At 61.5% G+C, this 25,278-nt stretch carries 28 protein-coding genes; 10 read left to right on the forward strand and 18 right to left on the reverse strand.

Annotated elements, in window-relative coordinates; all coding sequences use genetic code 11:
- Window positions 1-17: 17 nt before the first annotated feature.
- The 7 genes from NKJ00_RS27860 to NKJ00_RS27890 all read right to left on the reverse strand — a co-directional run bounded on the left by NKJ00_RS27860 (window position 18) and on the right by NKJ00_RS27890 (window position 7,031).
- The gene (locus NKJ00_RS27860; protein WP_352632017.1) at window positions 18-785 is read right to left on the reverse strand and encodes a DeoR/GlpR family DNA-binding transcription regulator; all 768 of its coding nucleotides are present in this window, start codon (window positions 783-785) and stop codon (window positions 18-20) included.
- 79 nt (window positions 786-864) lie between these two features.
- Window positions 865-2,274: a pyridoxal phosphate-dependent decarboxylase family protein gene (locus NKJ00_RS27865; RefSeq protein WP_352612938.1), complete on the reverse strand. Its 1,410-nt coding sequence runs from the start codon at window positions 2,272-2,274 to the stop codon at window positions 865-867.
- 101 nt (window positions 2,275-2,375) lie between these two features.
- Window positions 2,376-3,107 carry a proteasome-type protease gene (locus NKJ00_RS27870; protein ID WP_023812981.1) on the reverse strand — a complete coding sequence of 244 codons (732 nt, stop codon included), beginning with the start codon at window positions 3,105-3,107 and terminating at the stop codon, window positions 2,376-2,378.
- A 132-nt stretch (window positions 3,108-3,239) separates the two neighbouring features.
- Window positions 3,240-4,034 carry a transglutaminase family protein gene (locus NKJ00_RS27875; protein WP_023812982.1) on the reverse strand — a complete coding sequence of 265 codons (795 nt, stop codon included), beginning with the start codon at window positions 4,032-4,034 and terminating at the stop codon, window positions 3,240-3,242.
- A gap of 85 nt (window positions 4,035-4,119) precedes the next feature.
- Window positions 4,120-5,061 carry an alpha-E domain-containing protein gene (locus NKJ00_RS27880; RefSeq protein ID WP_023812983.1) on the reverse strand — a complete coding sequence of 314 codons (942 nt, stop codon included), beginning with the start codon at window positions 5,059-5,061 and terminating at the stop codon, window positions 4,120-4,122.
- Between the two features lie 149 nt (window positions 5,062-5,210).
- Window positions 5,211-6,623, reverse strand: a complete 1,413-nt coding sequence (locus NKJ00_RS27885; protein ID WP_023812984.1) for a circularly permuted type 2 ATP-grasp protein — start codon at window positions 6,621-6,623, stop codon at window positions 5,211-5,213.
- A 171-nt stretch (window positions 6,624-6,794) separates the two neighbouring features.
- Window positions 6,795-7,031: an Lrp/AsnC family transcriptional regulator gene (locus tag NKJ00_RS27890; RefSeq protein WP_010909609.1), complete on the reverse strand. Its 237-nt coding sequence runs from the start codon at window positions 7,029-7,031 to the stop codon at window positions 6,795-6,797.
- Between the two features lie 266 nt (window positions 7,032-7,297).
- On the opposite strand from NKJ00_RS27890, the gene NKJ00_RS27895 reads away from it, so the two are divergent.
- The gene (locus NKJ00_RS27895; protein WP_128303592.1) at window positions 7,298-7,717 is read left to right on the forward strand and encodes a DUF4864 domain-containing protein; all 420 of its coding nucleotides are present in this window, start codon (window positions 7,298-7,300) and stop codon (window positions 7,715-7,717) included.
- Between the two features lie 4 nt (window positions 7,718-7,721).
- On the opposite strand, the gene tgt is transcribed toward NKJ00_RS27895, so the two are convergent.
- The 7 genes from tgt to coaD form a co-directional block, all read right to left on the reverse strand.
- Window positions 7,722-8,852, reverse strand: coding sequence for a tRNA guanosine(34) transglycosylase Tgt (gene tgt / locus NKJ00_RS27900; RefSeq protein WP_128303591.1), 1,131 nt, complete (start codon window positions 8,850-8,852; stop codon window positions 7,722-7,724).
- Window positions 8,845-9,018: a hypothetical protein gene (locus NKJ00_RS27905; RefSeq protein ID WP_023812988.1), complete on the reverse strand. Its 174-nt coding sequence runs from the start codon at window positions 9,016-9,018 to the stop codon at window positions 8,845-8,847. Before NKJ00_RS27905 ends, tgt begins: the two co-directional genes overlap by 8 nt.
- Window positions 9,008-10,096, reverse strand: a complete 1,089-nt coding sequence (gene queA / locus NKJ00_RS27910; RefSeq protein WP_023812989.1) for a tRNA preQ1(34) S-adenosylmethionine ribosyltransferase-isomerase QueA — start codon at window positions 10,094-10,096, stop codon at window positions 9,008-9,010. Before queA ends, NKJ00_RS27905 begins: the two co-directional genes overlap by 11 nt.
- On the reverse strand, window positions 10,096-10,545 hold the full coding sequence (locus tag NKJ00_RS27915) for a DMT family transporter (protein ID WP_023812990.1): 450 nt from the start codon (window positions 10,543-10,545) through the stop codon (window positions 10,096-10,098). Before NKJ00_RS27915 ends, queA begins: the two co-directional genes overlap by 1 nt.
- Before the next feature lie 12 nt (window positions 10,546-10,557).
- A complete protein-coding gene (locus NKJ00_RS27920) occupies window positions 10,558-11,070 on the reverse strand; it encodes a peptidylprolyl isomerase (RefSeq protein ID WP_023812991.1) in 513 nt (170 codons plus the stop codon).
- 41 nt (window positions 11,071-11,111) lie between these two features.
- Complete coding sequence (locus NKJ00_RS27925) at window positions 11,112-11,606, reverse strand: peptidylprolyl isomerase (protein ID WP_245273275.1); 495 nt, start codon at window positions 11,604-11,606, stop codon at window positions 11,112-11,114.
- A 109-nt stretch (window positions 11,607-11,715) separates the two neighbouring features.
- Window positions 11,716-12,216 carry a pantetheine-phosphate adenylyltransferase gene (gene coaD, locus NKJ00_RS27930; RefSeq protein ID WP_023812993.1) on the reverse strand — a complete coding sequence of 167 codons (501 nt, stop codon included), beginning with the start codon at window positions 12,214-12,216 and terminating at the stop codon, window positions 11,716-11,718.
- A gap of 322 nt (window positions 12,217-12,538) precedes the next feature.
- Here coaD and NKJ00_RS27935 point away from each other — a divergent pair, with 322 nt between their 5' ends.
- Window positions 12,539-12,688 carry a hypothetical protein gene (locus NKJ00_RS27935; protein ID WP_352632020.1) on the forward strand — a complete coding sequence of 50 codons (150 nt, stop codon included), beginning with the start codon at window positions 12,539-12,541 and terminating at the stop codon, window positions 12,686-12,688.
- 69 nt (window positions 12,689-12,757) lie between these two features.
- Here the strand turns inward: NKJ00_RS27935 and gyrA are convergent, their stop codons facing one another.
- Window positions 12,758-15,559 carry a DNA gyrase subunit A gene (gene gyrA, locus NKJ00_RS27940; RefSeq protein ID WP_352632022.1) on the reverse strand — a complete coding sequence of 934 codons (2,802 nt, stop codon included), beginning with the start codon at window positions 15,557-15,559 and terminating at the stop codon, window positions 12,758-12,760.
- A gap of 202 nt (window positions 15,560-15,761) precedes the next feature.
- Window positions 15,762-16,604: a helix-turn-helix transcriptional regulator gene (locus NKJ00_RS27945; RefSeq protein WP_352632024.1), complete on the reverse strand. Its 843-nt coding sequence runs from the start codon at window positions 16,602-16,604 to the stop codon at window positions 15,762-15,764.
- 86 nt (window positions 16,605-16,690) lie between these two features.
- Between NKJ00_RS27945 and NKJ00_RS27950 the strand changes: the two genes are divergently transcribed.
- Together NKJ00_RS27950 and NKJ00_RS27955 are read left to right on the forward strand one after the other, a co-directional pair.
- Window positions 16,691-17,221, forward strand: a complete 531-nt coding sequence (locus NKJ00_RS27950; protein WP_352632026.1) for a hypothetical protein — start codon at window positions 16,691-16,693, stop codon at window positions 17,219-17,221.
- Window positions 17,222-17,367: 146 nt separating this feature from the next.
- Window positions 17,368-17,997 (forward strand): MarC family protein, encoded by a 630-nt coding sequence (locus tag NKJ00_RS27955; RefSeq protein ID WP_023670949.1) that lies wholly within the window; start codon window positions 17,368-17,370, stop codon window positions 17,995-17,997.
- Window positions 17,998-18,024: 27 nt separating this feature from the next.
- Here NKJ00_RS27955 and NKJ00_RS27960 read toward each other — a convergent pair whose 3' ends face one another.
- A complete protein-coding gene (locus tag NKJ00_RS27960; protein WP_023812998.1) occupies window positions 18,025-18,450 on the reverse strand; it encodes an OsmC family protein in 426 nt (141 codons plus the stop codon).
- Between the two features lie 117 nt (window positions 18,451-18,567).
- Window positions 18,568-19,089: a single-stranded DNA-binding protein gene (locus tag NKJ00_RS27965; RefSeq protein ID WP_127270744.1), complete on the reverse strand. Its 522-nt coding sequence runs from the start codon at window positions 19,087-19,089 to the stop codon at window positions 18,568-18,570.
- A gap of 226 nt (window positions 19,090-19,315) precedes the next feature.
- Here NKJ00_RS27965 and NKJ00_RS27970 point away from each other — a divergent pair, with 226 nt between their 5' ends.
- The 6 genes from NKJ00_RS27970 (at window position 19,316) to NKJ00_RS27995 (ending at window position 25,277) form a co-directional block, all read left to right on the forward strand.
- Window positions 19,316-19,630, forward strand: coding sequence for an ArsR/SmtB family transcription factor (locus NKJ00_RS27970; protein WP_013531836.1), 315 nt, complete (start codon window positions 19,316-19,318; stop codon window positions 19,628-19,630).
- Complete coding sequence (locus tag NKJ00_RS27975; RefSeq protein WP_352612947.1) at window positions 19,627-20,130, forward strand: SRPBCC family protein; 504 nt, start codon at window positions 19,627-19,629, stop codon at window positions 20,128-20,130. The genes NKJ00_RS27970 and NKJ00_RS27975 overlap by 4 nt, the downstream gene beginning before the upstream one ends.
- 24 nt (window positions 20,131-20,154) lie before the next feature.
- Entirely contained in the window at window positions 20,155-20,760 is a 606-nt protein-coding gene (locus NKJ00_RS27980; protein WP_127295901.1) for an ATP-dependent Clp protease proteolytic subunit, read from the forward strand.
- 88 nt (window positions 20,761-20,848) lie between these two features.
- On the forward strand, window positions 20,849-21,139 hold the full coding sequence (locus tag NKJ00_RS27985; RefSeq protein WP_352612949.1) for a hypothetical protein: 291 nt from the start codon (window positions 20,849-20,851) through the stop codon (window positions 21,137-21,139).
- Window positions 21,140-21,853: 714 nt separating this feature from the next.
- Window positions 21,854-24,775 (forward strand): excinuclease ABC subunit UvrA, encoded by a 2,922-nt coding sequence (uvrA, locus tag NKJ00_RS27990; protein WP_352632028.1) that lies wholly within the window; start codon window positions 21,854-21,856, stop codon window positions 24,773-24,775.
- A 31-nt stretch (window positions 24,776-24,806) separates the two neighbouring features.
- Window positions 24,807-25,277: a GNAT family N-acetyltransferase gene (locus NKJ00_RS27995; protein ID WP_023813003.1), complete on the forward strand. Its 471-nt coding sequence runs from the start codon at window positions 24,807-24,809 to the stop codon at window positions 25,275-25,277.
- Window position 25,278 lies beyond the last annotated feature (1 nt).

A 25,278-nucleotide genomic window follows, 5' to 3' on the forward strand; every position in this document is an offset into this window, starting at 1 on the left:
TATCGGGTGAAAACCGCCTAGGCGAGCGACGTCTCGATCAGCTGAACCTCGGCGTCCTGGCAGATCTTGCGCACTGACGGGATGTCGCAACGATCGGTGATGAAGGTGTTGACCTGCGACAGATGGCCGATGCGCACCGGTGCGGTTCGCTCGAATTTGGTCTGGTCGGAAACCAGGATGACATGCCTTGCATTGGCGATGATCGCCTGCGCCACCTTGACCTCGCGAAAATCGAAATCGAGCAAGGCGCCGTCATGGTCGATGGCGGATGCACCGATCACCGCGTAGTCGACCTTGAACTGCCTGATGAAGTCGACCGCCGCCTCGCCGACCACACCGCCATCGGACCCGCGCACGACACCACCCGCAATCACCACCTCGATCGACGGATATATCCGCATCCTATTGGCAACATTGATGTTATTGGTGATGACCATGAGACCGTTGTGATCGAGCAACGCCTTGCTGACCGACTCTGTCGTGGTGCCGATGTTGATGAACAGCGAGGCATTGTCGGGAATCAACCTGGCGGCCGCACGGCCGATCGCCTCCTTTTCGTCGGCGGCGATCTTGCGTCTCGCCTCATACTCCATGTTCTCGATGCCGGAGGGGTACAGCGCGCCGCCATGGATGCGCGAGAGCAGCCGCTGGTCGCACAAATCGTTGAGATCCTTGCGTATGGTCTGCGGCGTCACATTGAAGTGGGTGGCCAGATCATCTACCAGCACGCGGCCATGATCCTTGGCCATCTGGATAATCTCGGCATGGCGTGGCGACAGATACATGGGGCAACCTCCCGTTTTCGTTTTTCTTGTCTATAGTCGAAAACGAAATCGATGGAAAGGCATAAGCCGGCTAACGAAATCAGCGATCCAGGCCACGTGCTACTTCAGTAATGACGACAAAAGCCGCATCGACATCGGCGGCGGTCGCCTCGAACTGTCCGACCTGGAACCGGATTGCGATCCTGTCGTCGACCCTCGTCTGCGTCAGGTAAATACGGCCATCGTCATTGATCGCATTGACCAGGCGCAGATTGTGCTCGTCCGCATCGGTTGCGGTCTTGTGTCGGAACGAGAACAACGACAGCATCGGTTCGCTGACGATCTCGAAATCCGGCTCCCTTGCCAGCCGCGCCGCCAACCCTTCGCTCCACCCGACATGATTGCGGATCATCGTGCGCAGATTTTCCAGGCCATGGGCGCGCAGCAGGAACCACAATTTCAGCGCGCGGAAGCGCCGGCCAAGCGGCACCGACCATTCGGAATAGTTGATGATGCCGTCATGACCGTGCGTCTTCAGATAATCCGGCTTGATGGCCAGCGTCCTGACATGGCTCTCGGGATCGCGCAGGAACTGGATCGAGCAGTCGAACTGCGCGCCCAGCCATTTGTGCGGATTGAAGACGATCGAATCGGCGCCTTCGACGCCTGTCCAGAAATGCCGATACTCCGGACAGATCATCGCCGATCCCGCCCATGCGGCGTCGACGTGAAGATAAAGCCCATGCCGCCGTGCGACCTCGACAACCGCTGCAATGTCGTCGGTGCCGCCGGTGCTGGTGCCGCCTACGCAAGCGATGATGCCGGCCGGCTGCATGCCGGCTTCCAGGTCGGCGGCGATTGCCGCCTCGAGTGCTGCCGTGTCCATGGCGCGAAAGCGGCCGCCGACCGGAATGCGCACGAGATTGTCCTCGCCGATGCCGGACACCCAGATCGCCCGGTCGATCGACGTGTGCACCTGATCGGAGGAATAGATGCGCAGCCGCGCCTGCCCTGCCAGGCCTTGTTTGTTGCCTTGCCAATCGAGCGCCCGCTCGCGCATGGTCAGCACCGCGGCCAGTGTCGCCGACGAGGCTGAATCCTGGATCACCCCGGAAAACCCTTCGGGCAGGCCGAGCGCCTGGCGCATCCAGTCGACGGTGCGCGTTTCGAGTTCGGTCGCCGCCGGCGACGTTTGCCAGAGCATGCATTGCGCGGCCATCGCCGAAACCAGATATTCCGCCACCACCGAGACCGGCGCCGCATTGGCCGGGAAATAGGCGAAGAAACGCGGATGCTGCCAATGCGTCATTCCCGGCAGGATCTTCTCTTCGAAGTCGGCGAAGATCCGGTCCATCGGTTCGGCGTCTTCGGGCGGCGAAACCTCAATGCTTCCAGAAATGGCGCCGGGTTCTACCAGTGGCCGCACGGGGCGGTCGCGCAGATTGTTGCGATAGTCAGCGCCCCAGTCGGCGGCGCGCCGCGACCATTGCCGGAAATCATCGTTGTTCATCCTGTCCTCCCGACATGATCGACCGCCACCATCCATCGCGGCTGGCCTCCTTATTAATTAACGCGTGAAATATATGCAACCAGCAACGGATGCCGCACGCCTCAGCCGGGGAAATCCGGCAGGCTGGCAAAGGCCGTCTTCAGCGCATTCGACCAGCCGTCGGAGATCGTGCGGTAGTACTGGTCATCCTGGCCGATCCGCTTCTTCAATCCGACCTTGAAGGCGTCCTTCTCCAGGAAGAGCAGGTCGAGCGGCAAGCCGACGGACAGGTTCGACTTCAACGTCGAATCGAACGACACCAAAAGCAGCTTCACCGTCTCGGCCAGGCTCATCGTCCTTTCGTAGGCGCGGATGATGATCGGCTTGCCGTATTTGGTCTCGCCGATCTGGAAAAACGGCGTGTCATCGGTCGATTCGATGAAATTGCCTTCGGGATAGATCATGAACAGGCGCGGCTCGCTGCCCTTGATCTGACCGCCGAGGATGAAGGACGCATTGAAATAGGAATCCGCCTTTTCGCCAGCGGGTGACGAATTGGCGATGACCTCCTTGACCGTGTCACCAACAATGCGGACCGTTTGGTACATCGACGGCGTTTCGAGCACCGTAGAATGCCTTTCGGAGATCGCCTTGGTGCGCTCGTCGAGCAGGCTGACCACGGCCTGCGTCGTCGCCAGATTGCCCGCCGACATCAAAACGATGACACGCTCGCCCGGCTCTTCCCAGACATGCATCTTGCGAAAGGTGGAGATGGAATCCATGCCTGCATTGGTGCGCGTGTCCGACATGAACACGAGCCCGCGGTCGATCTTCAGGCCAACGCAATAGGTCATGGAATCTCTTCTAGAGCAATTCCAGGAAAAGTGTGAAGCGGTTTTCCGTGCGGAATTGCGTTAAAACAAGGGGATAGAGCGGTTCGGCGTTCCTTGAAACGATGAATCGCTCGGCAGCAATCGTGCGGAGGATTACTGCTCCACCGTGACGGTGACCGCAAGCCGTTCTTCCGCCTGTCCCAGCCGAATTCCCGACACCGGCGTGGCGTCGCGGTAATCGCGGCCCGTTGCCACCTTTACATAACGCTCGTCGGGTGAAATGCCATTGGCGGCATCAAAGGCAACCCAGCCGAGACCCGAGACATGCGCTTCGGCCCAGGCATGGCTGGCCGCCTGCTCGACCGTGGCATCCAGCATCAGATAGCCGCTGACATAGCGAGCTGGAAAGCCCATGGCGCGGGCGGCGGCGGCAAAGATATGGGTATGATCCTGGCAGACCCCGGTCTTGAGCGCCAAGGCTTCCTCCGCCGGCGTCGTCGCGTTGGTGGTGCCGGGCGTGTAGGCGACGCGTTCGCCGATGATGGCCATCAGCCGGTGCAGCCTTTCAATGTCGCTGCCCTTGCCGACCGACGCGGCGAGATCGCGAACACCGCTGCCGATCGTCGTCAATGGTGTCTCATGGCTGTACAGCCAGAGCGGCGTAAAGCCCTGGTGTGGTCCCGAGACACCCGCGGTGTCGCGCGTCACCACTTCGCCTGATGCTTCCACAGTGATGAAGTCGCGCTCGCCCTCGACGCTCAACAGCCTTGTGTCGTTGCCGAAATGGTCGACGAAGCGGACCTCTTCGCGCGCGCCTTCGATCGCCAGAGCCCAGGACAGAACAGTCTGCGTCGATCCGCTGACCGGAAGCAACCGCAGCCGCTGCAACAGATAGTGCACCGGCGCATCGTAGCGGTATTCGGTCCGATGGGTGATCTTCAGCCGCATGCATCTATTCCGTTTGTGAGCACGATCTCCGGACAAACGGTTTCCATTTGTCTGAGAAAACCGGCTCCACCTTTCGGGACCATGCTCAATTGAACCGATAATCTTGTGCGATCTCTTCGCCCAGCTTGGTGTTGTCGCGAATGAAATTGGCCAGGAATTCATGCAGGCCGGCGTCGAATATGCCCTTGATCGACCCGGCTCTCAGCATTGTCTGCGTCTTCTCGGCCGTTGCGTGGCAGGCATGGCGTTCGCCGTAATCGTCGCCGAGGAATTTCAGATGCTCCGACAGGAAGCGATAGCAGAACATCAGCGAGCGCGGCATACGAACGTTGAGGATCAGATAATCGGCAATGTTGGTCGGCTTGTAATCGGCATCGTAGACCCAGCGATAGGAGCGATGCGCCGAGACCGAACGCAGGATCGATTCCCACTGATAATTGTCGAGCGTCGAGCCGACCCAGGAGATCGACGGCAGCAGCACATAATATTTCACGTCGAGGATGCGCGCCGTGTTGTCCGCGCGCTCGACATAAGTGCCGAGCTGCGAGAAGTCGAAGATCTCGTTGCGCAGCATGGTGCCGTAGAATGAGCCGCGGATCAGCGCCGTCTCGCGCTTGATGGCGTCGAGCACGCTGGGCAGGTCGCGCTCGTCGATCGGCCTGGCCAGCATCCGCTTCAGCGACATCCAGGCTTCGTTGATGCTTTCCCAGGTTTCGCGCGTCAGCGCGGTACGCACCATGCGGGCATTGTTGCGGGCCGTCTCGATCGACGCCATCGTGCTCGACGGGTTCGACGTGTCGCGCAACAGGAAGTCGGCGACATTGGCGGCGGTATAGTCAGAATATTTCTGGCTGAAGGTGACGTCGGAACCGGCGCTGAGCAGCACCGAACTCCACTCTTCCGAGGCGCTCTGCGTGCGGGTCAGCGCCATGCGCAGGCCGGCATCGACCAAGCGCGCCATGTTTTCCGCCCGCTCGATATAGCGGTTCATCCAATAGAGCCCGTTGGCGGTGCGGCCTAAAAGCATTGAATTGGCCCCTCGGGCTAGTGAGTAGGGAATAGGCAGTAGGGAATAGTAAGAGTTTGAATCTCAATGGAATATGGCATTTCCCTGTCCTCTGCTTCCACTACTGCCTGCTGCCTGCTGCCTACTGCCTAATTCCTTACTCACTCACTTCAATCATCCAGCACCCACGTATCCTTCGTCCCGCCGCCCTGCGAGGAATTGACCACCAGCGAGCCTTCCTTCAGCGCGACGCGGGTCAGCCCGCCGGGCACGATCTGGATGCGGTCGGAGACCAGCACATAAGGCCTGAGATCGACATGGCGCGGCGCCAACCCCTTTTCCGTCAGGATCGGGCATGTCGACAGCGCGAGCGTCGGCTGGGCGATGTAATTCGAAGGTTTTGCCTGGAGTTTCTTGGCAAACGTCTCGCATTCCTTCTTGGTTGCTGCCGGCCCAACCAGCATGCCGTAGCCGCCGGAACCGTGCACTTCCTTGATCACCAGTTCGTCGATGTGTTCGAGCACGTATTTCAGGCTGTCCGGCTCCGAGCAGCGCCAGGTTGGGATGTTGCCCAGGATCGCCTTGCGGCCGGTGTAGAATTCGATGATCTCGGGCATGTAGGAATAGATCGCCTTGTCGTCGGCAATGCCGGTGCCCGGCGCGTTGGCGATGGTGATGTTGCCGGCCCGATAGACATCCATGATGCCGGGTATGCCAAGTGCGGAGTCCGGCCGGAAGGTCAGCGGGTCGAGGAAGGAATCATCGACGCGGCGGTAAAGCACATCGATCTGCTTGTAGCCTTCGGTCGTGCGCATCGCGACATGCCCGTCGACGACCCGCAGATCCTGGCCTTCGACCAGTTGCACGCCCATCTGGTCGGCGAGGAAGGCGTGTTCGAAATAGGCGGAGTTGAAACTGCCGGGCGTCAGCACCGCAATGGTCGGCGCACCCTTTGTGCTTTGCGGCCGCACCGCCGCCAGCGACTGGCGCAGAAGCTGAGGGTAGTTTTCCACCGGCCGCACCTTGATCTTCTGGAACAGCTCGGGGAACAGCTGCATCATCGTCTCGCGGTTCTCCAGCATATAGGAGACGCCCGACGGTGTGCGCGCATTGTCCTCCAGCACGTAGAATTCGTCCTCCGAGATGCGGACGATGTCGACGCCGATGATATGGGTGTAGACGCCGGCCGGCGGCCTGACCCCGATCATCTCCGGCAGGAAGGCCTCGTTCCTGGCGATCAATTCCCTGGGGACGCGCCCTGCGCGCAGGATTTCCTGGCGATGATAGATGTCGTCGAGGAAGGCGTTCAGCGCCTGCACGCGCTGCTCTATGCCCTGCGTGAGGCGCCGCCATTCATTGCCTGAAATGATGCGGGGAACGATGTCGAACGGGATCAGCCGCTCGGAGGCTTCCTGCTCGCCATAAACGGCGAAGGTGATACCGGTCTTGCGGAAGACGCGTTCGGCGTCCTGCATCTTCTCGGTCAACCTGGCTGGGTCCTGCTCCTTCAGCCAGCGATCATAAGCCGAATACGGTCTTCTCAATCCGGAGACTTCCGGAAGCATTTCATCGAACGCTGCCAATCGCATACTCCCCTGTGACGCCATTTCACTGGCGTCGCCGGAGAAAATCAAGCGCAATCGGTGATTTGGGAGATACGGGCGATCAGTATGTTGCGCCTGCCTAAAATTGAGGCAGGTGAAATATGACCTTGGTCAGCCTTTGCCTCGTGCCCGGGCAAATGCGTTTGCCAGCTAGAAAGCGCGGAACGTGACGACGGTGAACGTGTCCTTGATGCCGGGGAGAATCTGCACCTTTTCGTTGACGAAATGGCCGACGTCTTCCTCGTCGTCGACGTAGAATTTGGCGAGCAGATCGTAATTGCCGGCGGTGGAGTAGATTTCCGAGGCGATCTCGGCATCGGCAAGCGCGCTGGCAACCTCATAGGATTTGCCGAGCTCGCATTTGATCTGCACGAAAAACGCCTTCATGGCTTCGTCCCGCTAAACGTCCAAGTCCAGCGGCCCTTCTGGCAGACTGGAGGCGGGCTTTCAAGCGCTGGAATCCGTACTCAGCCGGCCCAGGCCTGGGCTGCAACCTCCCGCAGCCCCTACACCAGCATGCAACCTGCCGCCGATCGCCAGCGATTATTCGCAATCGCTGAAACCGCGATGCGCTGCCAAGCGTATGTTATGATGCGTCTTCGGACAGCACCATTTTTGAGGGAAGATATTTCGCGGGATAACGGAGACAGGCCATGCGCCACGCCTTTTTCGCAATCGCAGTCGTTCCATTCCTCTTTGTGTCGTCGGCATTGGCAGGCGATGCCGAGATCAAGGCAGGCCAGTCCGTCATTGATGGCCAGTTGAAGGCCCTCATCGCCAATGACGGCGCCACCGCCTACAGCTTCGCCGCCCCGAATGTGAAGCGTATCTTCCCGACCGTCGACGCCTTCATGAACATGGTGACAAACGGCTACCCGCCGGTGCGCAAGCCGCAAACCTATTCCTTCGGCAAGGTCGAGGAGACGGCTCCGGGTTCGATTGTCCAGCAAGTACTGATCGTCGGTCCCGACGGCAAGGACTACGAGGCGGTTTACACGTTGCAGCAACAGCCCGACGGCACGTTCCAGATCACCGGCTGCAGCCTGCGCGCCTCCAATTCGCTCAGCACTTGAGGCCTCACAGCAACGGGATATCGCCCCTCTCCCAGCCCTCGGTGATTTCCGCGCCGCGCGCCTCGAAGGTGCCGGCCTCGATCGCAGCGCGGATGTCCTGCATCAGTTTCTGGTAGTAGGACAGGTTGTTCCAAGTCAAAAGCATGGCGCCGAGCGCCTCTTGCGAGCGCACCAGATGGTGGAGATAGGCGCGTGAGTAGTCCCGGGCCGCCGGGCAGTCGCTCTCCTCGTCCAATGGACGCGGATCATCGGCATGGCGGGCGTTGCGCAGATTGACCTTGCCGCGCCTGGTATAGGCAAGACCATGGCGGCCGGCCCGCGTCGGCATTACGCAGTCGAACATGTCGATGCCGCGCGCCACCGATTTCAGGATATCGTCAGGCGTGCCGACGCCCATCAGATAGCGCGGCTTGTCCGCTGGCAATTCCGGACAGGTGATGTCGAGCATTTCGAGCATCACCGCTTGCGGCTCGCCGACGGCCAGGCCGCCAACCGCGTAGCCCTTCAGCTCCATCGCGCTCAGCGCCTGCGCCGAACGCACCCTGAGCGCTGCGTTGTCGCCGCCTTGCACGATGCCGAACATCGCCTTGCCCGGCTGATCGCCGAACGCCGTCTTGCAGCGCTCGGCCCAACGCAGCGACAGCTCCATGGCGCGCTCGATCTCCTTCATCTCGGCCGGCAGCGCCGTGCATTCGTCGAGCTGCATCTGGATGTCGGAATCAAGCAGTCCCTGGATCTCGATCGACCGCTCCGGCGACATCTCGTAGGCAGCGCCATCGATATGCGAACGGAAGGTGACGCCCTTTTCGGTCAGCTTTCTCAGCTTCGACAGCGACATCACCTGGAAACCACCGCTGTCGGTCAGAATCGGATGCGGCCAGCGGGCGAACTCGTGCAGGCCACCGAGCCGCGCGACGCGCTCGGCGCCGGGCCGCAGCATCAGATGATAGGTGTTGCCCAGGATGATGTCGGCGCCGACACCGCGCACCTGGTCCATATACATCGCCTTGACGGTGCCGCCGGTGCCGACCGGCATGAAGGCCGGCGTGCGGATTTCGCCGCGCGGCATGTCGATCACGCCGCGTCGCGCCTTGCCGTCGGTTGCCAGAACCTTGAAGCTGAACGGCTTAGCCATTGAATTCCTTGTCGTGGACCGGGGCGTCCGGCGCCTGATTGTCAAGCGACTGGCGGTAGTGGATGCCGCGCATGGTGGAATCGCGGTGCTGGCGAATGCCCGCGCGCAGTTTTTTCACTTCCGCGACCAGCGCATCACGGTCAAAGGCTTGCAGATCATCGTCCATCGCTCGTCTCCGCTCGGAAAAGCAGGCTTGCGTCGCCATAGGAATAGAATCTGTAGCGGCTCTCGATGGCATGCGCATAGGCCGCGCGCATCGTGCCGAGGCCGCTGAAGGCCGAGACCAGCATGAACAGCGTCGAGCGCGGCAGATGGAAATTGGTCATCAGCACGTCGGCGGTGCGAAAACGGTAGCCGGGCGTGATGAAGATATCGGTCGGACCGGACCACGCAGCCAGAGTACCGTCCTCACGCGCCGCACTCTCCAGCAGACGCAGCGAGGTCGTGCCGACAGCGACGATGCGCCCGCCCCTTGCTCTTGCGGCATTCAGGGCGTCCGCAGTGGCTTCGCTGACCGAACCGGTCTCGGCATGCATCTTGTGGTCGGCGGTATCGTCCGCCTTCACCGGCAGGAACGTGCCTGCGCCGACATGCAAGGTGACGAAGCGGCGTTCGATGCCCTTGCTGTCAAGCGCTGCAAAAAGCTCCGGCGTGAAATGCAGGCCCGCTGTCGGAGCCGCAACGGCGCCTTCCTCGCTTGCATAGATGGTCTGGTAGTCGGCCCGGTCGCGTTCGTCGTCGTCGCGTTTCGAGGCGATGTAGGGCGGCAGCGGAATGTGGCCGACCGCGTGCAGCGCCTCGTCGAGGAACGGCCCCGACAGATCGAAGTCAAGCAGCGCTTCGCCGCCCTCGCCTTTCTCGATCACCGTGGCGTCGAGCTGACCGAGGAAACAGGAATTGCCGTCATGGCCGAAATGGATACGGTCGCCGGCTGCGATGCGCTTGCCCGGCCGCATGAAGGCCAGCCAGCGGTCCGGCGCCATGCGCATATGCAGCGTGGCTTCGACCTGCGCCGTCGCCTCACCCCGCCGCCGGATGCCTTTGAGCTGCGCTGGAATGACCTTGGTGTCGTTGAACACCAGCACGTCGCCGGCCCTGAGCAACGATGGCAGGTTGCCAACCGTCCGGTCGTCGAGCGCCTCGCCCGGCTTGACCACCAGCATCTTGGCGCTGTCGCGCGGCTCCGCCGGGCGAAGCGCGATGCGCTCCTCCGGCAAATCGAAGTCAAAGAGATCGACGCGCATCAGTAGAGCCGGACGAGCAGCGCTCCGACCAGCAGCAGCACCGCGCCGGCGATGCGACCGAGCGAGATTTCACGCACCGCGACGCCGAGGAAGCCGATGCGGTCGATGAGCATGCCGGCCAGCAACTGGCCGGCGACCAGAAACGCCATCAGCGCGGCCGCACCCATGCGTGGCGTGAGAATCGTCGACAGCGTGACATAGAAACCGCCCAGCATGCCGCCGGCCACGAACAGCCAGGGCGCCGGCGCCTTCCAGTCGAGCGAGATGCCCTGCAGCTTCACCACCGTGACGGAAATAATGCCGAGCACGATCGCGCCCGACAGGAACGAAAACGCAGCCGCCGCGACCGGGAGGCCCAGGCCGCGCGCCAGTTGCGAATTGATCGGCGCCTGAATGGCAATGAAGGCGCCGGACAGGATGCCGAGAAGCGACCAGACGACGCCCATCATTGTCGTTTGCCCTTACTTGACGTCGGCCGCGACCTTCAGCGAGACGATCTTGTCGGGATCCTGCACCGGCTCGCCGCGCTTGATCTTGTCGACATTGTCCATGCCTTCGATGACCTGGCCCCAGACCGTGTACTGACGATTGAGGAAGGCGGCATCGTCGAAGCAGATGAAGAACTGCGAATTGGCCGAGTTCGGGTTCTGCGAACGGGCCATCGAGCAGGTGCCGCGAGCATGGTTGGCGTTGGAGAATTCAGCCTTCAAATCCGGCTTTTCAGAGCCGCCCATGCCCGCGCGGGACGGCGCGAAGGAATGCTTGCTGGAATTGCCGAACTTGACGTCGCCGGTCTGCGCCATGAAACCCTCGATAACGCGGTGGAAGACCACGCCGTCATAGGCGCCTTCCCTGGCCAGTTCCTTGATGCGGGCGACATGGCCCGGCGCCAGGTCGGGGAAAAGTTCGATGACCACATTGCCCTTGGTCGTTTCCATGATGAGCGCGTTCTCGCGGTCCTTGATTTCGGCCATGTCAGATATCCTTTTTCAGAAAAACAGAGTTATTCGACAATTTACTTGTCGGCGGCGATGCGCACCTTGATCATCCGGTCGGGATCGGTGACCGTGCCGTTGTCCGCCTGGTCGCCCTTCTTGATGTGATCCACCAGTTCCATGCCGCTGACGACATTGCCGACGATCGTGTACTGGCCATCGAGGGGCGGTGCCGGAGCGAACATGATGAAGAACTGCGAATTGGCCGAATTGGGGTCCTGCGAGCGGGCCATACCGACCACGCCGCGCTTATAATGTTCGGTCTGTGAGAATTCGGCGGGCAGGTCGGGCAGGTCGGAACCGCCGGTGCCAACGGCCTCGGCGCTGAAACCCTTTTTCATATTGCCGAACTTGACGTCGCCGGTCTGCGCCATGAAGCCGTCGATGACGCGGTGGAAGGCGACGTTGTCATAGGCGCCTTGGCGCACCAGCTTCTTGATCTGCTCGACATGCTTTGGCGCCAGATCGGGCCTCAGCGCAATGGTGACGTCGCCGTCCTTCAGCGTGATGATCATTGTGTTTTCCGGGTCGGCGGCGAAAGCCGAGACCGACGCAGCCACAAGACCGGCGAGCACGACAAGGAACGAGGCTAGCTTTTTCAGCTGCATGGTTTTCTCCGAAAACTTACTTCTTGAACTTGGCTGTGAGCGCGCCGGCAACCGCCGCCGGCACGAAGGGGCGAATGTCGCCGCCCATCGAGGCAATCTGGCGGACAAGTGTGGCGGTAATGGTGCGTACCGAAGGACTGGCGGGCAGAAAAACCGTCTGCAGTTCAGGCGCCATGGTCTCGTTCATGCCGGCCATCTGCATCTCATAGTCGAGGTCGGTGCCGTCGCGCAGGCCGCGGATCATGATCGAGGCGCCGTGCTTCCTGGCGGCGTCGATGACCAGCCCGTCGAAGGCGACGACCTTGATGCGGGCACCATCGCTGCCGAATTCCGTCTTCGTCGCCGTCTCGATCAGCTTCACCCGCTCCTCGAAGGAAAACAGCGGCTGCTTGCCCGGATGGATGCCGATCGCCGCATAAACGATATCGGCCACGGCCAGCGAGGCCTTCAGCACATCGAGATGGCCGTTGGTCAGCGGGTCGAAGGAGCCGGCATAGAGGGCGATGCGTTCAGTCATGGCTGGTGCTTCTAATGCATGATCCCAAAAAGTGGAAACCGGTTTTTGCGGACAAACGGTTTTTCGTTTGTCCTAGAGATCATGCTCAAATGAAAGCTGGAGCCTGTTCCATCTTCCGTCCATCAAGATGGAACAGGCTCTAGCGAGCCTCTCTCGCAAAGGCAAATCCGATCGGCGCGCCGGCCATGAACCTTTTCCGGCACATGAACGACAGATGAACACGCTGATCACGAAGCCTTCACGCAGCGTTCACTAGGTTGCACCTTAATAAGATGAAACCAAAATCCCATCTATCCGTTGTTAGGCGCAGGAGAACACGCACATGCTGATCTACATGCTCGCCACCGCAATGACCGTCGCCATGCTGATCGCCACCGTCTTTGGGCTGCATCACGAGGCACAACGCATCCGCGTCAAGGCAAACACCAAGCGCTTCGAAGGCTTCGGCCCGCGCAAGCCATATCGTCACTAGATAAAGCCTGATTTGCTGCTGCGCCGGCCAACTGGCCGGCGTTGCCATGTCAAAACCTGGGTGCCGGACTTAGTCCGTACCCTCCGGACCGGCGTCAGGCGCCGGAGCGGCATCGGGACCGCCCTCGACCGTCTCGTCGCTTTCTTCGTCCGCTTGCGGTTCCGATATCCGCTCGACCGAAACCACCTTTTCACCTTCAGCCGTGTTGAAGATGGTCACGCCCTTGGTGGCGCGGCTGGCGAAACGGATGCCGTTGACCGGCACCCGGATGACGGTGCCGCCGTCCGACACCAGCATGATCTGGTCGTCATTGCCGACCGGGAACGTCGCCACCAGCCTGCCAATCTCGGCTGCCTTCGACACGTCGGTGGCGCGGATGCCTTTGCCGCCGCGTCCAGTCAGCCGGAAATCATAAGACGACGAACGCTTGCCGTAGCCGAACTCGGTCACCGTCAGCACGTATTGTTCGTGCGCCTTGAGCTCTTCGTATCGGCTTTCGGAAAGCTCCGTCTCCTCGCCGATCTCCTCATTGGTCAGCGCGATCTCTTCCTCTTCGCCGGCCGTTTCTGTGGCAAGACGCCGCTCCACCGCCGCGCGCTTCAGGTAAGCGGCGCGTTCCGCCGGCGAAGCATCGACATGCTCTATCACCGACATCGAGATGATGCGGTCGGTCTCGGCCATGGTTATGCCACGCACGCCGACCGAATTGCGGCTCTGGAAGACGCGCACGTCGCCGACGGAGAAGCGTATGCACTGGCCGGAACTGGCGGTCAGCAGCACGTCGTCCTTGTCGGTGCAGGTCTCGACGCCGAGGATCTCGTCGCCTTCTTCCTCCAGCTTCATGGCGATCTTGCCATTGCGGTTGACCTGGACGAAGTCGGATAGATCGTTGCGGCGCACGGTGCCACGTGTGGTGGCGAACATCACGTAGAGTTCGCTCCAGCTGGCCTCGTCCTCGGGCAGCGGCATGATGGTGGTGATGCGCTCGCCCTGCTCCAGCGGCAGCATGTTGATCAGCGCCTTGCCGCGTGATTGCGGATTGCCGATCGGCAGCCGCCAGACCTTTTCCTTATAGACGATGCCGCGCGAGGAAAAGAACAGCACCGGTGTATGGGTGTTGGCGACGAACAGCCGGGTGACGAAATCCTCTTCCTTGGTCGACATGCCGGAGCGGCCCTTGCCGCCGCGGCGCTGCGCCCGGTAGAGCGACAGCGGCACACGCTTGATGTAGCCGGAATGGCTCACCGTCACGACCATGTCCTCGCGCTGGATCAGATCCTCGTCTTCCATGTCCGAACCGCCGTCGGTGAGTTCGGTGCGGCGCGGCGTGCCGAACTCGTCGCGCACGGCGGCAAGCTCGTCCTTGACGATCTTCTGGACACGCGCTCGGGACGACAAAATGTCCAGATAATCAATGATTTCAGCGCCGATCGTGTTCAACTCGTCGGCGATCTCGTCGCGGCCGAGCGCGGTCAGGCGCTGCAGGCGCAGTTCGAGGATGGCGCGCGCCTGTTCCTCTGACAGATTGTAGGTGCCGTCTTCATTGATCCGATGACGCGGGTCATCGATCAGGAGGATCAGAGATTCCACGTCGCCAGAGGGCCAGCGCCGCTCCATCAACTGCTCACGCGCTGTCTGCGGATCCGGAGCGGTGCGGATCAGTTTGATGATCTCGTCGATATTGGCGACGGCGATGGCGAGACCGACCAGCACATGGGCGCGGTCGCGCGCCTTGCGCAGCAGGAATTTTGTCCGCCTTGTGATCACCTCCTCGCGGAAGGCGACGAACGCCTTCAGCATATCGGTCAGGTTCATCACTTCCGGTTTGCCGCCATTCAGTGCCACCATATTGGCGCCGAAAGAGGTCTGCAGCGGCGTGAAGCGATAGAGCTGGTTGAGGATGACGTCGGCAACGGCGTCGCGCTTCAACTCGATGACGACGCGGTAGCCCTGGCGGTCGCTCTCGTCGCGGATATCGGAAATGCCCTCGATACGCTTGTCGCGCACCAGTTCAGCCATCTTCTCGATCATCGACGATTTGTTCACCTGGTAGGGAACTTCGGTGATGATGATCGACTCGCGGTCATTGCCGCGCTGTTCGATGTTGACCTTGCCGCGCATGACGATGGAGCCACGGCCGGTCGAATAGGCGTTGTAGATGCCCGAACGGCCAAGCACGATGCCGCCGGTCGGGAAATCCGGTCCCGGAATGATCTCCATCAACGCCGGCAGGTCGATCGCCGGATTGTCGATTAGGGCAATGGCGCCGTTGCAGATTTCGCTGAGATTGTGCGGCGGGATGTTGGTCGCCATGCCGACGGCGATGCCGCCCGAGCCGTTGACCAAAAGGTTGGGAAACCGTGCCGGCAGAACCTTCGGTTCGCTGCCCGACGCGTCATAAGTGTCCTGGAAATCGACTGTATCCTTGTCGATATCCTCCAGGAGCTCGTGCGCGACCTTGGTCAGGCGCGCTTCCGTGTAGCGCATCGCCGCAGGCGGATCGCCGTCGATCGAGCCGAAATTGCCCTGCCCGTCGATCAACGGAACGCGCAGCGACCAGTCCTGTGCCATGCGCACCAAGGCATCATAGATGGAGGCGTCGCCATGCGGATGGTATTTACCCATCACGTCGGCGACAGGACGCGCCGACTTCACATATTTGCGGTTCCAGTGGTAACCGCTCTCATGGGCGGCGAAGAGAATGCGGCGATGCACCGGCTTGAGGCCGTCGCGCACGTCCGGCAGCGCACGGCTGACGATGACGCTCATGGCGTAATCGAGATAGGAGCGCTGCATCTCCTCGACGATGGATATCGGCTCGATGCCGGTGGGGCCGCCGTCGGCGCCGCGCGGTGTCTTCTGGTCGGTCAAATCGGATCACAATCTAATCAGGAATCACTTGGTGCTTATATAGGAAGCAAGCCCGAAACTCCAACCTTCACGGCACTTTTCCAGTGTCATTTTTGATGGTAATTTCAAATGGATACCGCTGATTGCGACGATATGGCCAAGGCGGTTTTCGCCGCCCTCTCGCAAAAGCCTGCGTGTGTGCCTTTGCGGGCACGGGGCCGATTCACGAAGCAGAAACGGCCTGTGCGCCACGGCGGCTGCGATACTGGCCCGGCGTCTCCCCCATGATCCGCCGAAAACGACGATTGAAGGTCGACAGATCGTTGAAGCCGGCCTCGAAGGCGATCGCCGAGACCGTATCGTTCGACATGCGTAGCCGCACCGCGGCCCTGTGCAACCGGAGCTTGAGCAGGAACTGATAGGGCGTCATGCCCGCGACCTGCCGGAAAATGCGCAGGAAATGATACGGACTGGTCGCCGTCTCATCGGCAAGTGCTGAAAGCGAGACCGGCCCATCGGCGTCCAGTTCGATCCGCCGCACTGCCTCGGCTACCCGTTTCTGATCGCGGCGGCTCGGCGCGCGCCTGACATGCGTGGCTCCGGCGGCAGCCGTCGCGGCGGCACCGGCTATGCGCAGGGAAAGTTCCTCGAAGGCATCCAGGTCGGCAGTCTCGCGCGCGGCTTCCGCCTCGGCCAGCAGTGGCGCCAGCACCGGCAAAGGCGGCAGGCGCGGTGTGGCGAAGGCCAGCTTCCTGGCGCCCGGCACGCCAGCCACGATCCGTTCCAGGTAGGACGGCCCGAAATGAAACGACAGGCAACGGTCGCCGCTGCCATGTTCATGCCCGCACTCGTAACATGTGCCGGGATTGCCGAGCAGGAGGGCGCCGGGCGCCAGCATTGCCGTACCTTGTTGCGCGCGGTAGCGGAACGTGCCGCTGGTGACGGCGGCCACACAGAAATCCTGATGAGCTTCCTCGAACGGCCGATCGCCAGCGCCGGCCGAGCAGATCACGTCCGTCACGCGCCAGCCGGGGCCGGATGCAAGCGTATGCGTTGTCGCTGTCATGGACGAAATATAGCAATTTTTCCCAAGCCCAGAACCCCATCACCGCCTACTCCCTCCCAGTCTCCTGACAAGAAGAGGCCACAACCATGTTCGATCAATCCTCGTTTGCCGAAGCCCTGCATAGCCCCGGACCGATCGAAGGGCTTGCCGAAAAACTGAGCCTTTACGGCCGCTTCGTCGGCGCCTGGACTTTCAACGCCTCGCGCCATCTCGAGGACGGTACGGTGCTGACAGGGCGTGGCGAGGTGCATTTCGGCTGGGTGCTGGAAGGCCGGGCGATTCAGGACGTGTGGATCCTGCCCGCGCGGGACACTGGTTCCCAGCCTTCGCTCGGCAAATGGACTTTTTATGGCACGACGCTGCGCGTCTATGATCCCGGCGCGGATGCCTGGCACATCTTCTGGAGCGACCCGCGCAACCAGTATTTCAGCCGCCAGCTCGGCCGCGCCGAGGGTGACACGATCGTGCAAGTGGGCGCCGACGGCATCGGCAGTTCAGTACGCTGGAGCTTTTCACGCATCACCGAAAACTCCTTCCGATGGCTGGGCGAACGCTCGCAAGACAATGGCGCGACATGGCGGCTGGAAGTCGAGTTCCTGGCGCGCCGAGAGGTTTGATCGCCGAGGAATGCAGCAGCAGCCCAGAATAAAAGCGTCGCGATCCTTTGCGCCGGCATCAACCACTTTCCCGCTGACAGTTCCCACCGACCGGGCTTTGCTCTACCAATATTCTGTCCGGGCACGGCCCGGCGGGAGGGTCAGAGATGCCGAGTTTCGACAGCCTGTTCAACGCCTTCGTCACCATTCTCGTGACCATCGATCCGCCTGGCCTGGCGCCACTGTTCCTGGCCGTAACGCGCGGCATGAACCGCGAGGAGCGCCAGCAGGTTTCCGTCCGTGCCTCGATCATCGGCTTCCTGGTGATGGCGCTGTTTGCGGTTGCCGGCGCATCGATCCTGTCGGTGTTCGGCATAACGTTGCCGGCCTTCCGCGTCGCCGGCGGTTTCCTGCTGTTCTTCATTGCCTTCGAGATGGTGTTCGAGCGCCGGCAGGACCGTAAGGAGAAGATCGGCGACGTCGCCATCACCAAGGACATGATCCACAACATCGCCGCCTTCCCGCTGGCGATCCCGCTGATCGCCGGCCCCGGCGCGATTTCGGCGACGGTGCTGCTTTCCGGTTCATTTCAGGGATTTGCCGCGCAGGCCGCCCTGGTGGGCATCATCTTCGTCTGCCTCGCCATCACCTATCTGGTGTTCGTGCTGTCGGAACGCATCGACCGCATCCTCGGCCAGACTGGTCGTTCGATCCTGACCCGGCTGCTTGGCGTCATCCTGGCGGCACTGGCCGTGCAATTCGTGGCCGATGGCATCAAGGCGCTGATGGCGGGGTAACGCGACGAGCTGCCGCCGAAGCCGGCCCTATTTCACAGTCGTGTCGATCACTTCGAAATCGTGGGTAATCGTCGCGGTCTTGGCCAGCATCGCAGACGCCGAGCAATATTTTTCGATCGAAAGGTCGATCGCGCGTTTCACCTTGTCGCTGGAGAGTGCCCTGCCCTTGACGACGAAATGCATATGGATGCGTGTAAAAACCCTGGGCTCGGTTTCGGCCCGGTCGGAGTCGAGTTCGACGACGCAGTCCTCGACCGCCTCGCGGCCTTTTTCGAGGATATGCACGACATCATAGGCCGAACAGCCACCGGTGCCGATCAGCACCAGCTCCATCGGGCTTGGACCCGGCGTCTTGCCTTCCGATCCGTGCGCTGTTCCGAGCACGACCTTGTGACCGCTGCCGGATTCCCCGACGAAGGTGCGCTCCTCGACCCACTTTACGCGTGCTTTCACCGAACTCGTCCTTTCACCGTATTTCCTTGATCGGCCCGGTCAACCTCAATCATGATGCAAAACCCCGAAAGTCCATGAATGACTCTCGGGGCACTGTGTCTGACATAACTGTTGCGATCAGAACGGGATTTCGTCATCCAATTCGCGCGACGAACCGCCACCGCCGCCGCTCTTGGCACCGCCACCACCGCGATTGAAGCCTTCGCTCGGGCTGGACTGGCCGAAATCGGAACCACGGCTGCTGCCGCCACCGGTATAGCCGCCGACCTGACCGCCCTCGCCCTGTCCGCGTGCGTCTAGCATCTGCAGCTCACCGCGGAATTTCTGCAGCACGACTTCCGTCGTGTACTTGTCGGCACCGGTCTGGTCCTGCCATTTGCGCGTCTGCAACTGGCCCTCGACATAGACCTTCATGCCCTTCTTCAGATACTGCTCCGCCACCTTGGCGATGCCCTCATTGAAGATGACGACGTTGTGCCACTCGGTTTTTTCCTTGCGTTCGCCGGAATTCTTGTCGCGCCAGCTTTCCGATGTGGCGATGCGGATGTTGACGACCGGTTCACCCGAATTCAGGCGACGGATTTCGGGATCCGCGCCGAGATTGCCGACCAGAATGACCTTGTTGACGCTACCCGCCATGATATTTCTCCGCGCTCATCCGAAACAAATTTTTGTCGCAGCACCTTACAGGTTGCAGGCGATCGCCGCTTGCCATGGCTGCCTTTACCCACAAGGTTTTTGTTCCCTTTTCGTTCTTATCCGCATCGCTGTTTATTGTCAAGGAATGGCAGCAATGCCGAAGCCGATCATATGGGCTCGAAAAGACCGCTTGCCAAATCGATAAGTATGCACTTATGCTTTTGGCATGATCGAAGCAGAGATTTTTCGCGCACTGGCCGACCCGACGCGCCGCGCCGTCTTTGAGCGGCTGGCCGCCGGCGAGATGAGCGTGTCGGAATTGCGCACCGGGATGACGGTGTCGCAGCCCGCGGTGTCGCAGCATCTGGCGGTGCTGCGTGGCGCCGGGCTGGTGGTCGAGCGGCGAGCCGGCCGCAACGCCTATTACCGCGCCGATCCGCAGGGGCTCGCCCCCTTGCTCTCCTGGATCGAACGCTACCGGACCTTCTGGCCGGAACGCATCGAAAGGCTGAAGGCGGTTTTGAAGGACATGGATCAATGAAGAAGGCGGGATCAACGACCAACAACGGTCAAAGCGACGCCCCGGATGCGCTCGAGTTCGAGTACGAGCTTGCCGAGCCGCCGGAAAAGGTATGGCGGGCCCTGACCGTACCGGAATTGCTGGCCGCCTGGATGATGCCGAACGACATGAGACCCGAGATCGGCAACCGTTTTGCCTTCGCCGGAACGGGCGCGTCGATCGAATGCGAAATCCTCGACGCCGATCCCGAGAAGCTGCTGCGCTATTCCTGGCGGGAGCAGCCAGGCGACGCCGCGCGGCAGGATCCGCTCGACAGCCCATTGGACAGCATTGTCACCTTCACACTTGCCCGAACCGTTTCCGGCGGCACGCATCTGCGTGTCGTCCATGACGGCTTTGCCCGCAAGGCCATGCCTGCCGTCGCCATGGCAGGCGCCGGCTGCCGGGTTTCGCTCGGTGCAAACAGGTCATCTAAGCCAATCGCCGCAAACACGCCTCGCCTCCTGCTTCGCGCGGCCTGAAAACAAAACGGACGGAGAGAGATAATGAGCGGTGTTGCCAGTCTGGTGCCGATGGTTATCGAGCAATCGAGCCGCGGCGAGCGCGCCTTCGACATCTTTTCGCGGCTGCTGCGCGAGCGCATCATCTTCATCAACGGTGAGATCAACGACGACATCTCGGCGTTGGTCTGCGCGCAGCTTCTGTCGCTGGAATCGGACAATCCCGACAAGGAGATCTCGCTCTACATCAACTCGCCGGGCGGCGTGGTCACCAGCGGCTTCGCCATCTACGACACAATGCAATACATCAGCTGCCCGGTGTCGACCGTATGCATGGGCTTTGCCGCATCGATGGGCTCGTTCCTGCTGATGGCAGGCACACCGGGGCGCCGAATTTCCCTGCCGAACGCCACCATCCTGCTGCACCAGCCGCTGGGCGGCTTCCAGGGCCAGGCCTCCGACATCCAGCGCCATGCCGAGCGCATCGGCCGGACGAAACGGCACATGGCCGAACTCTACGCGCAGCATTGCGGCCGCAGCTATGAAGAGGTCGAGCGCACGCTGGACCGCGACCACTTCATGACCGCCCGCGAGGCCCAGGCATGGGGCATCGTCGACCATGTTTTCGACACGCGAAAAAAGGCGGCGTGAGCCAGGGCCGGATCGGAGTACGTCCGGCTGTCGAAGATTTGACGATGCCGGTCTGGTTCCATCGGCGGCGCGCCACTATAGTCTTGGGATGACCGACACTCATCAGTCCAGATCATTGCACCGCGTCATCGCCGTTATAGCGCTCGCCATTGGGGGCCTCACCAGCGGCGCGGCACTTGCCGAAGACAGTTCGCCGTCAACGCAAAAAGGCGCCCTGCCCGGCGTAACCGGTGACTACCGCATCGCCAAGCCGGCTCCGGAGTCCGACGACGCGTTTCCCGGCAACGGCCAGTTCAAGATCGGCGATACGGATGTCAGGATTTCCGGCAGCATCACCGTCGATGTCGGCGCCGGCTCGATCGGGCCGCCGCGCCACTGACAGTCTGTCGGCGCGTGCTGCGTTGCGCCAAACAGACAATCCGCACATGAAAACGGCCCCGCCGTGCTTTGCGCAAACGGACGGGGCCTTTTTGGATCTCAAATCCAATCTCTACCGGGAGTGTACTGCCGGCATTTGATTTCGGATGCAACGCGGCGTTCAACCGACGATCCGACTAACAGTCTCTGATTTTTACGGGGATATGGCAGGTCACGGTTTGTCGGGTGGCGAAAACGCTAAACCCTGGCACTTATGCCTGCCGCCGCTCCAGTAACAACTGGAACCCTATGGGACGATCCGGTGGCGTCATAGCTCCGCTCCTTTGTCCATTGCGACGTTGTCGTCACGAAGCACAAATCGCAAATGCCTGCGGCGTCTCGCAGGCCGCCTTTGGGCGGCGAGGCCATCGAAAGACGGCCGTCTTCGTTGACTGCTGGAGACTGCTCCCGTCAGCTGGTGGCGTCAACCATCAATAGCCGGTTACCGAAAAATGTGATCGCCGGGAGGTTACGTGCAGGTCAGCTTTTGCACAGCTTTGTCAGGAGCGTGTTCGGCCTTTGTTCTTTCCGCTTGCCCGTTCACGCGAAAGACGGTTAAACGCTTTGGTCGGGAATTGTGGCGTCTCTCGACGTGGCGGCAAAACTACCTACATAGGGGATGGCCGGGAAAACCCGCCATTCCAGGAAATTCCAGATTCTGAGGCGGCGACCGGCTATGGCCGACCATAAATATCTTTCCATTCGCGGGGCGCGCGAACACAATCTGAAGAATGTCGATCTCGACTTGCCGCGTGACAGCCTGATTGTCATGACCGGCCTGTCGGGGTCCGGCAAGTCATCGCTTGCCTTCGACACGATCTATGCCGAAGGCCAGCGCCGCTACGTCGAAAGCCTGTCGGCCTACGCGCGGCAATTCCTTGAGATGATGCAGAAGCCTGACGTCGACCAGATCGACGGCCTGTCGCCCGCCATTTCCATCGAGCAGAAGACCACCTCGAAGAACCCGCGTTCGACGGTCGGCACCGTCACCGAGATCTACGACTATATGCGGCTGCTTTTTGCGCGCGTCGGCATCCCCTATTCGCCGGCCACCGGCCTGCCGATCGAGAGCCAGACGGTTTCGCAGATGGTCGACCGCGTACTGGCGATCGAGGAAGGCACGCGCCTGTTCATCCTGGCGCCGATGGTGCGCGGCCGCAAAGGCGAATACCGCAAGGAATTGCTGGAGTTGCAAAAAAAGGGCTTTCAGCGCGTCAAGGTCGATGGCGTCTTCTACGAAATCGCCGACGTGCCGGCGCTGGACAAGAAGTACAAGCATGACCTCGACGTCGTCGTCGACCGCATCGTCGTGCGCGGCGATCTGGCGACGCGGCTTGCCGATTCCATCGAGACCGCCCTGAAGCTGGCCGATGGGCTGGCGGTCGCCGAATTCGCCGACAAGCCGCTCGATGCCAGCCAGACCGGCGAGGATTCGGTCAACAAGTCGAAGAACGAGACGCATGAGCGCATCCTGTTCTCGGAAAAGTTCGCTTGCCCGGTCTCCGGCTTCACCATTCCGGAAATCGAACCGCGGCTGTTCTCGTTCAACAACCCGTTCGGCGCCTGCCCGACCTGCGACGGTCTCGGCAGCCAGCGCGCCATCGATGGCAATCTGATCGTGCCGGACGAGAACATCTCGCTGCGCGACGGCGCCGTCAGCCCGTGGGCGAAGTCGACCTCACCCTATTACGCGCAGACGCTGGAAGCGCTGGGCAAGGCCTATGGCTTCAAGCTCGGCGACAAGTTCAAAGACCTGACCGAAGAGGCCCAGGAAGCCATTCTGCGCGGCACCGGCGAGCGCGAGATCACCTTCCAGTATGATGACGGCCTGCGCTCCTACAAGACGACAAAGACTTTCGAAGGGGTCATCCCCAATCTCGAGCGGCGCTGGAAAGAGACTGAATCCGCCTGGATGCGCGAGGAAATCGAGCGCTTCATGTCGGCGACGCCTTGCCCGGTCTGCAAGGGCTATCGGCTGAAGCCCGAGTCGCTGGCGGTGAAAATCGCCGGCAAGCACATCGGCGAAGTCACCGAACTTTCCATCCGCAAGGCCGACCAGTGGTTCACCGACCTGCCTGCGTCGCTCAACGACAAGCAGAACGAGATCGCGGTGCGGGTCTTGAAGGAGATCCGCGAGCGGCTGCGCTTCCTCAACGATGTCGGGCTCGACTATCTGACGCTGTCGCGCAATTCCGGCACGCTGTCGGGCGGCGAGAGCCAGCGCATCCGGCTGGCGTCGCAGATCGGCTCGGGTCTTACCGGTGTGCTCTATGTGCTGGACGAGCCATCGATCGGCCTGCACCAGCGCGACAATGCCCGTCTGCTCGATACGCTGAAGCATCTGCGCGACATCGGCAACACGGTGATCGTCGTCGAGCATGACGAGGACGCCATCCTGCATGCCGACTATGTCGTCGACATGGGCCCGGCCGCCGGCATCCATGGCGGCGAGATCATCGCCCAGGGCACGCCGCAGCAGGTGATGGCCAATCCCAATTCGATCACCGGCAAATACCTGTCGGGCGCGCTCGAAGTGGCGACGCCCGGCGTGCGACGTGAAGCGAAGAAGAACCGCCGCCTGAAGATCGTCGGCGCGCGCGGCAACAATCTGAAGAACGTCACCGCCGAAATACCGCTCGGCACCTTCACCGCCGTCACCGGCGTGTCCGGCGGCGGCAAGTCGACCTTCCTGATCGAGACGCTGTTCAAGGCTGCCTCGCGCCGCATCATGGGCTCGCGCGAACATCCGGCCGACCACGACCGCATCGAGGGCCTCGAATTCCTCGACAAGGTCATCGACATCGACCAGTCGCCGATCGGTCGCACGCCGCGTTCGAATCCCGCCACCTATACCGGCGCCTTCACGCCGATCCGCGACTGGTTCGCTGGCCTGCCCGAAGCCAAGGCGCGCGGCTACCAGCCGGGACGCTTCTCCTTCAACGTCAAGGGCGGCCGCTGCGAGGCCTGCCAGGGCGACGGCGTCATCAAGATCGAGATGCACTTTTTGCCCGACGTCTACGTCACCTGCGACGTCTGCCACGGCAAGCGCTACAACAGAGAGACGCTCGATGTCGTGTTCAAGGGCAAGTCGATCGCCGACGTGCTCGACATGACGGTCGAGGAAGGCGTCGACTTCTTCGCCGCCGTGCCCGGCGTGCGCGACAAGCTCGAAACGCTGAAGCAGGTCGGCCTCGGCTACATCCACATCGGCCAGCAGGCGACGACGCTGTCCGGCGGCGAGGCGCAGCGCATCAAGCTCGCCAAGGAACTGTCGCGCAAGGCAACTGGCAAGACGCTCTATATCCTCGACGAGCCGACCACCGGGCTGCATTTCCACGACGTCGCCAAGCTGTTGGAAGTGCTGCATGAACTGGTCGACCAGGGCAACACGGTGGTGGTCATCGAGCACAATCTCGAAGTGATCAAGACCGCCGACTGGGTGCTCGACCTCGGCCCCGAAGGCGGCGACGGCGGCGGCGAACTGGTTGCCTCCGGCACGCCGGAAGCAATCGTGCGCGAGAAGCGCAGCTACACCGGCCAGTTCCTCAAGGAGCTTCTGGAGCGGCGCCCCGGAGGCAAGCGCGAAGCGGCGGAGTGATCGGACCGGTTGGCGCCTGGAGAGCTTTTGAATGAAAATCAGAAGAGCGCTTGCCGGTGATCTCCAAACTGTCGTCTCGCTGACGGAAGCGGCCTATGCGCCTTACACTGCACTGTTAGGCGCACCGCCGATCCCAGTCACCGAAGACTATACGCCGCGCATCGCGCGCGGCGAGGTGTGGGTGTTGGAAAGCGGCAGCGAAATTGCCGGAGTACTCACACTGGAACGGCACGACGATCACGCGATGATCTTCTCCGTCGCGGTCTCTCCTGACTTTCAGGGCAAAGGCTTCGGTATTGCGTTGCTCAAACACGCGGACGAACAGACGCGGCTGTGGCGCTTGCCCGAGGTGCGGCTTTACACCAACGCCAGGATGGAGCGGAACATCGCGCTCTATCTGGCCTACGGTTTCCACGAAACGGGTCGCCGGCCCAATCCCTACCGGCCGGGATGGGTGCTCGTCGACATGGCAAAAGTCGTCGATGAGACCACCGCGGCCTGAT

This window comes from Mesorhizobium sp. M0227 (assembly GCF_040321855.1).
Classification (GTDB): Bacteria; Pseudomonadota; Alphaproteobacteria; order Rhizobiales; family Rhizobiaceae; genus Mesorhizobium.

What these genes read in the sequence shown, in the direction of transcription:
- NKJ00_RS27860 (WP_352632017.1), bottom strand. Translation starts at nt 785, where the DNA reads ATGTATCTGTCGCCACGCCATGCCGAGATTATCCAGATGGCCAAGGAT.
- NKJ00_RS27865 (WP_352612938.1), bottom strand. Translation starts at nt 2,274, where the DNA reads ATGAACAACGATGATTTCCGGCAATGGTCGCGGCGCGCCGCCGACTGG.
- NKJ00_RS27870 (WP_023812981.1), bottom strand. Translation starts at nt 3,107, where the DNA reads ATGACCTATTGCGTTGGCCTGAAGATCGACCGCGGGCTCGTGTTCATG.
- NKJ00_RS27875 (WP_023812982.1), bottom strand. Translation starts at nt 4,034, where the DNA reads ATGCGGCTGAAGATCACCCATCGGACCGAATACCGCTACGATGCGCCG.
- NKJ00_RS27880 (WP_023812983.1), bottom strand. Translation starts at nt 5,061, where the DNA reads ATGCTTTTAGGCCGCACCGCCAACGGGCTCTATTGGATGAACCGCTAT.
- NKJ00_RS27890 (WP_010909609.1), bottom strand. Translation starts at nt 7,031, where the DNA reads ATGAAGGCGTTTTTCGTGCAGATCAAATGCGAGCTCGGCAAATCCTAT.
- NKJ00_RS27895 (WP_128303592.1), top strand. Translation starts at nt 7,298, where the DNA reads ATGCGCCACGCCTTTTTCGCAATCGCAGTCGTTCCATTCCTCTTTGTG.
- tgt (WP_128303591.1), bottom strand. Translation starts at nt 8,852, where the DNA reads ATGGCTAAGCCGTTCAGCTTCAAGGTTCTGGCAACCGACGGCAAGGCG.
- NKJ00_RS27905 (WP_023812988.1), bottom strand. Translation starts at nt 9,018, where the DNA reads ATGGACGATGATCTGCAAGCCTTTGACCGTGATGCGCTGGTCGCGGAA.
- queA (WP_023812989.1), bottom strand. Translation starts at nt 10,096, where the DNA reads ATGCGCGTCGATCTCTTTGACTTCGATTTGCCGGAGGAGCGCATCGCG.
- NKJ00_RS27915 (WP_023812990.1), bottom strand. Translation starts at nt 10,545, where the DNA reads ATGATGGGCGTCGTCTGGTCGCTTCTCGGCATCCTGTCCGGCGCCTTC.
- NKJ00_RS27920 (WP_023812991.1), bottom strand. Translation starts at nt 11,070, where the DNA reads ATGGCCGAAATCAAGGACCGCGAGAACGCGCTCATCATGGAAACGACC.
- NKJ00_RS27925 (WP_245273275.1), bottom strand. Translation starts at nt 11,606, where the DNA reads ATGATCATCACGCTGAAGGACGGCGACGTCACCATTGCGCTGAGGCCC.
- coaD (WP_023812993.1), bottom strand. Translation starts at nt 12,216, where the DNA reads ATGACTGAACGCATCGCCCTCTATGCCGGCTCCTTCGACCCGCTGACC.
- NKJ00_RS27935 (WP_352632020.1), top strand. Translation starts at nt 12,539, where the DNA reads ATGCTGATCTACATGCTCGCCACCGCAATGACCGTCGCCATGCTGATC.
- NKJ00_RS27945 (WP_352632024.1), bottom strand. Translation starts at nt 16,604, where the DNA reads ATGACAGCGACAACGCATACGCTTGCATCCGGCCCCGGCTGGCGCGTG.
- NKJ00_RS27950 (WP_352632026.1), top strand. Translation starts at nt 16,691, where the DNA reads ATGTTCGATCAATCCTCGTTTGCCGAAGCCCTGCATAGCCCCGGACCG.
- NKJ00_RS27955 (WP_023670949.1), top strand. Translation starts at nt 17,368, where the DNA reads ATGCCGAGTTTCGACAGCCTGTTCAACGCCTTCGTCACCATTCTCGTG.
- NKJ00_RS27965 (WP_127270744.1), bottom strand. Translation starts at nt 19,089, where the DNA reads ATGGCGGGTAGCGTCAACAAGGTCATTCTGGTCGGCAATCTCGGCGCG.
- NKJ00_RS27970 (WP_013531836.1), top strand. Translation starts at nt 19,316, where the DNA reads ATGATCGAAGCAGAGATTTTTCGCGCACTGGCCGACCCGACGCGCCGC.
- NKJ00_RS27975 (WP_352612947.1), top strand. Translation starts at nt 19,627, where the DNA reads ATGAAGAAGGCGGGATCAACGACCAACAACGGTCAAAGCGACGCCCCG.
- NKJ00_RS27980 (WP_127295901.1), top strand. Translation starts at nt 20,155, where the DNA reads ATGAGCGGTGTTGCCAGTCTGGTGCCGATGGTTATCGAGCAATCGAGC.
- NKJ00_RS27985 (WP_352612949.1), top strand. Translation starts at nt 20,849, where the DNA reads ATGACCGACACTCATCAGTCCAGATCATTGCACCGCGTCATCGCCGTT.
- uvrA (WP_352632028.1), top strand. Translation starts at nt 21,854, where the DNA reads ATGGCCGACCATAAATATCTTTCCATTCGCGGGGCGCGCGAACACAAT.
- NKJ00_RS27995 (WP_023813003.1), top strand. Translation starts at nt 24,807, where the DNA reads ATGAAAATCAGAAGAGCGCTTGCCGGTGATCTCCAAACTGTCGTCTCG.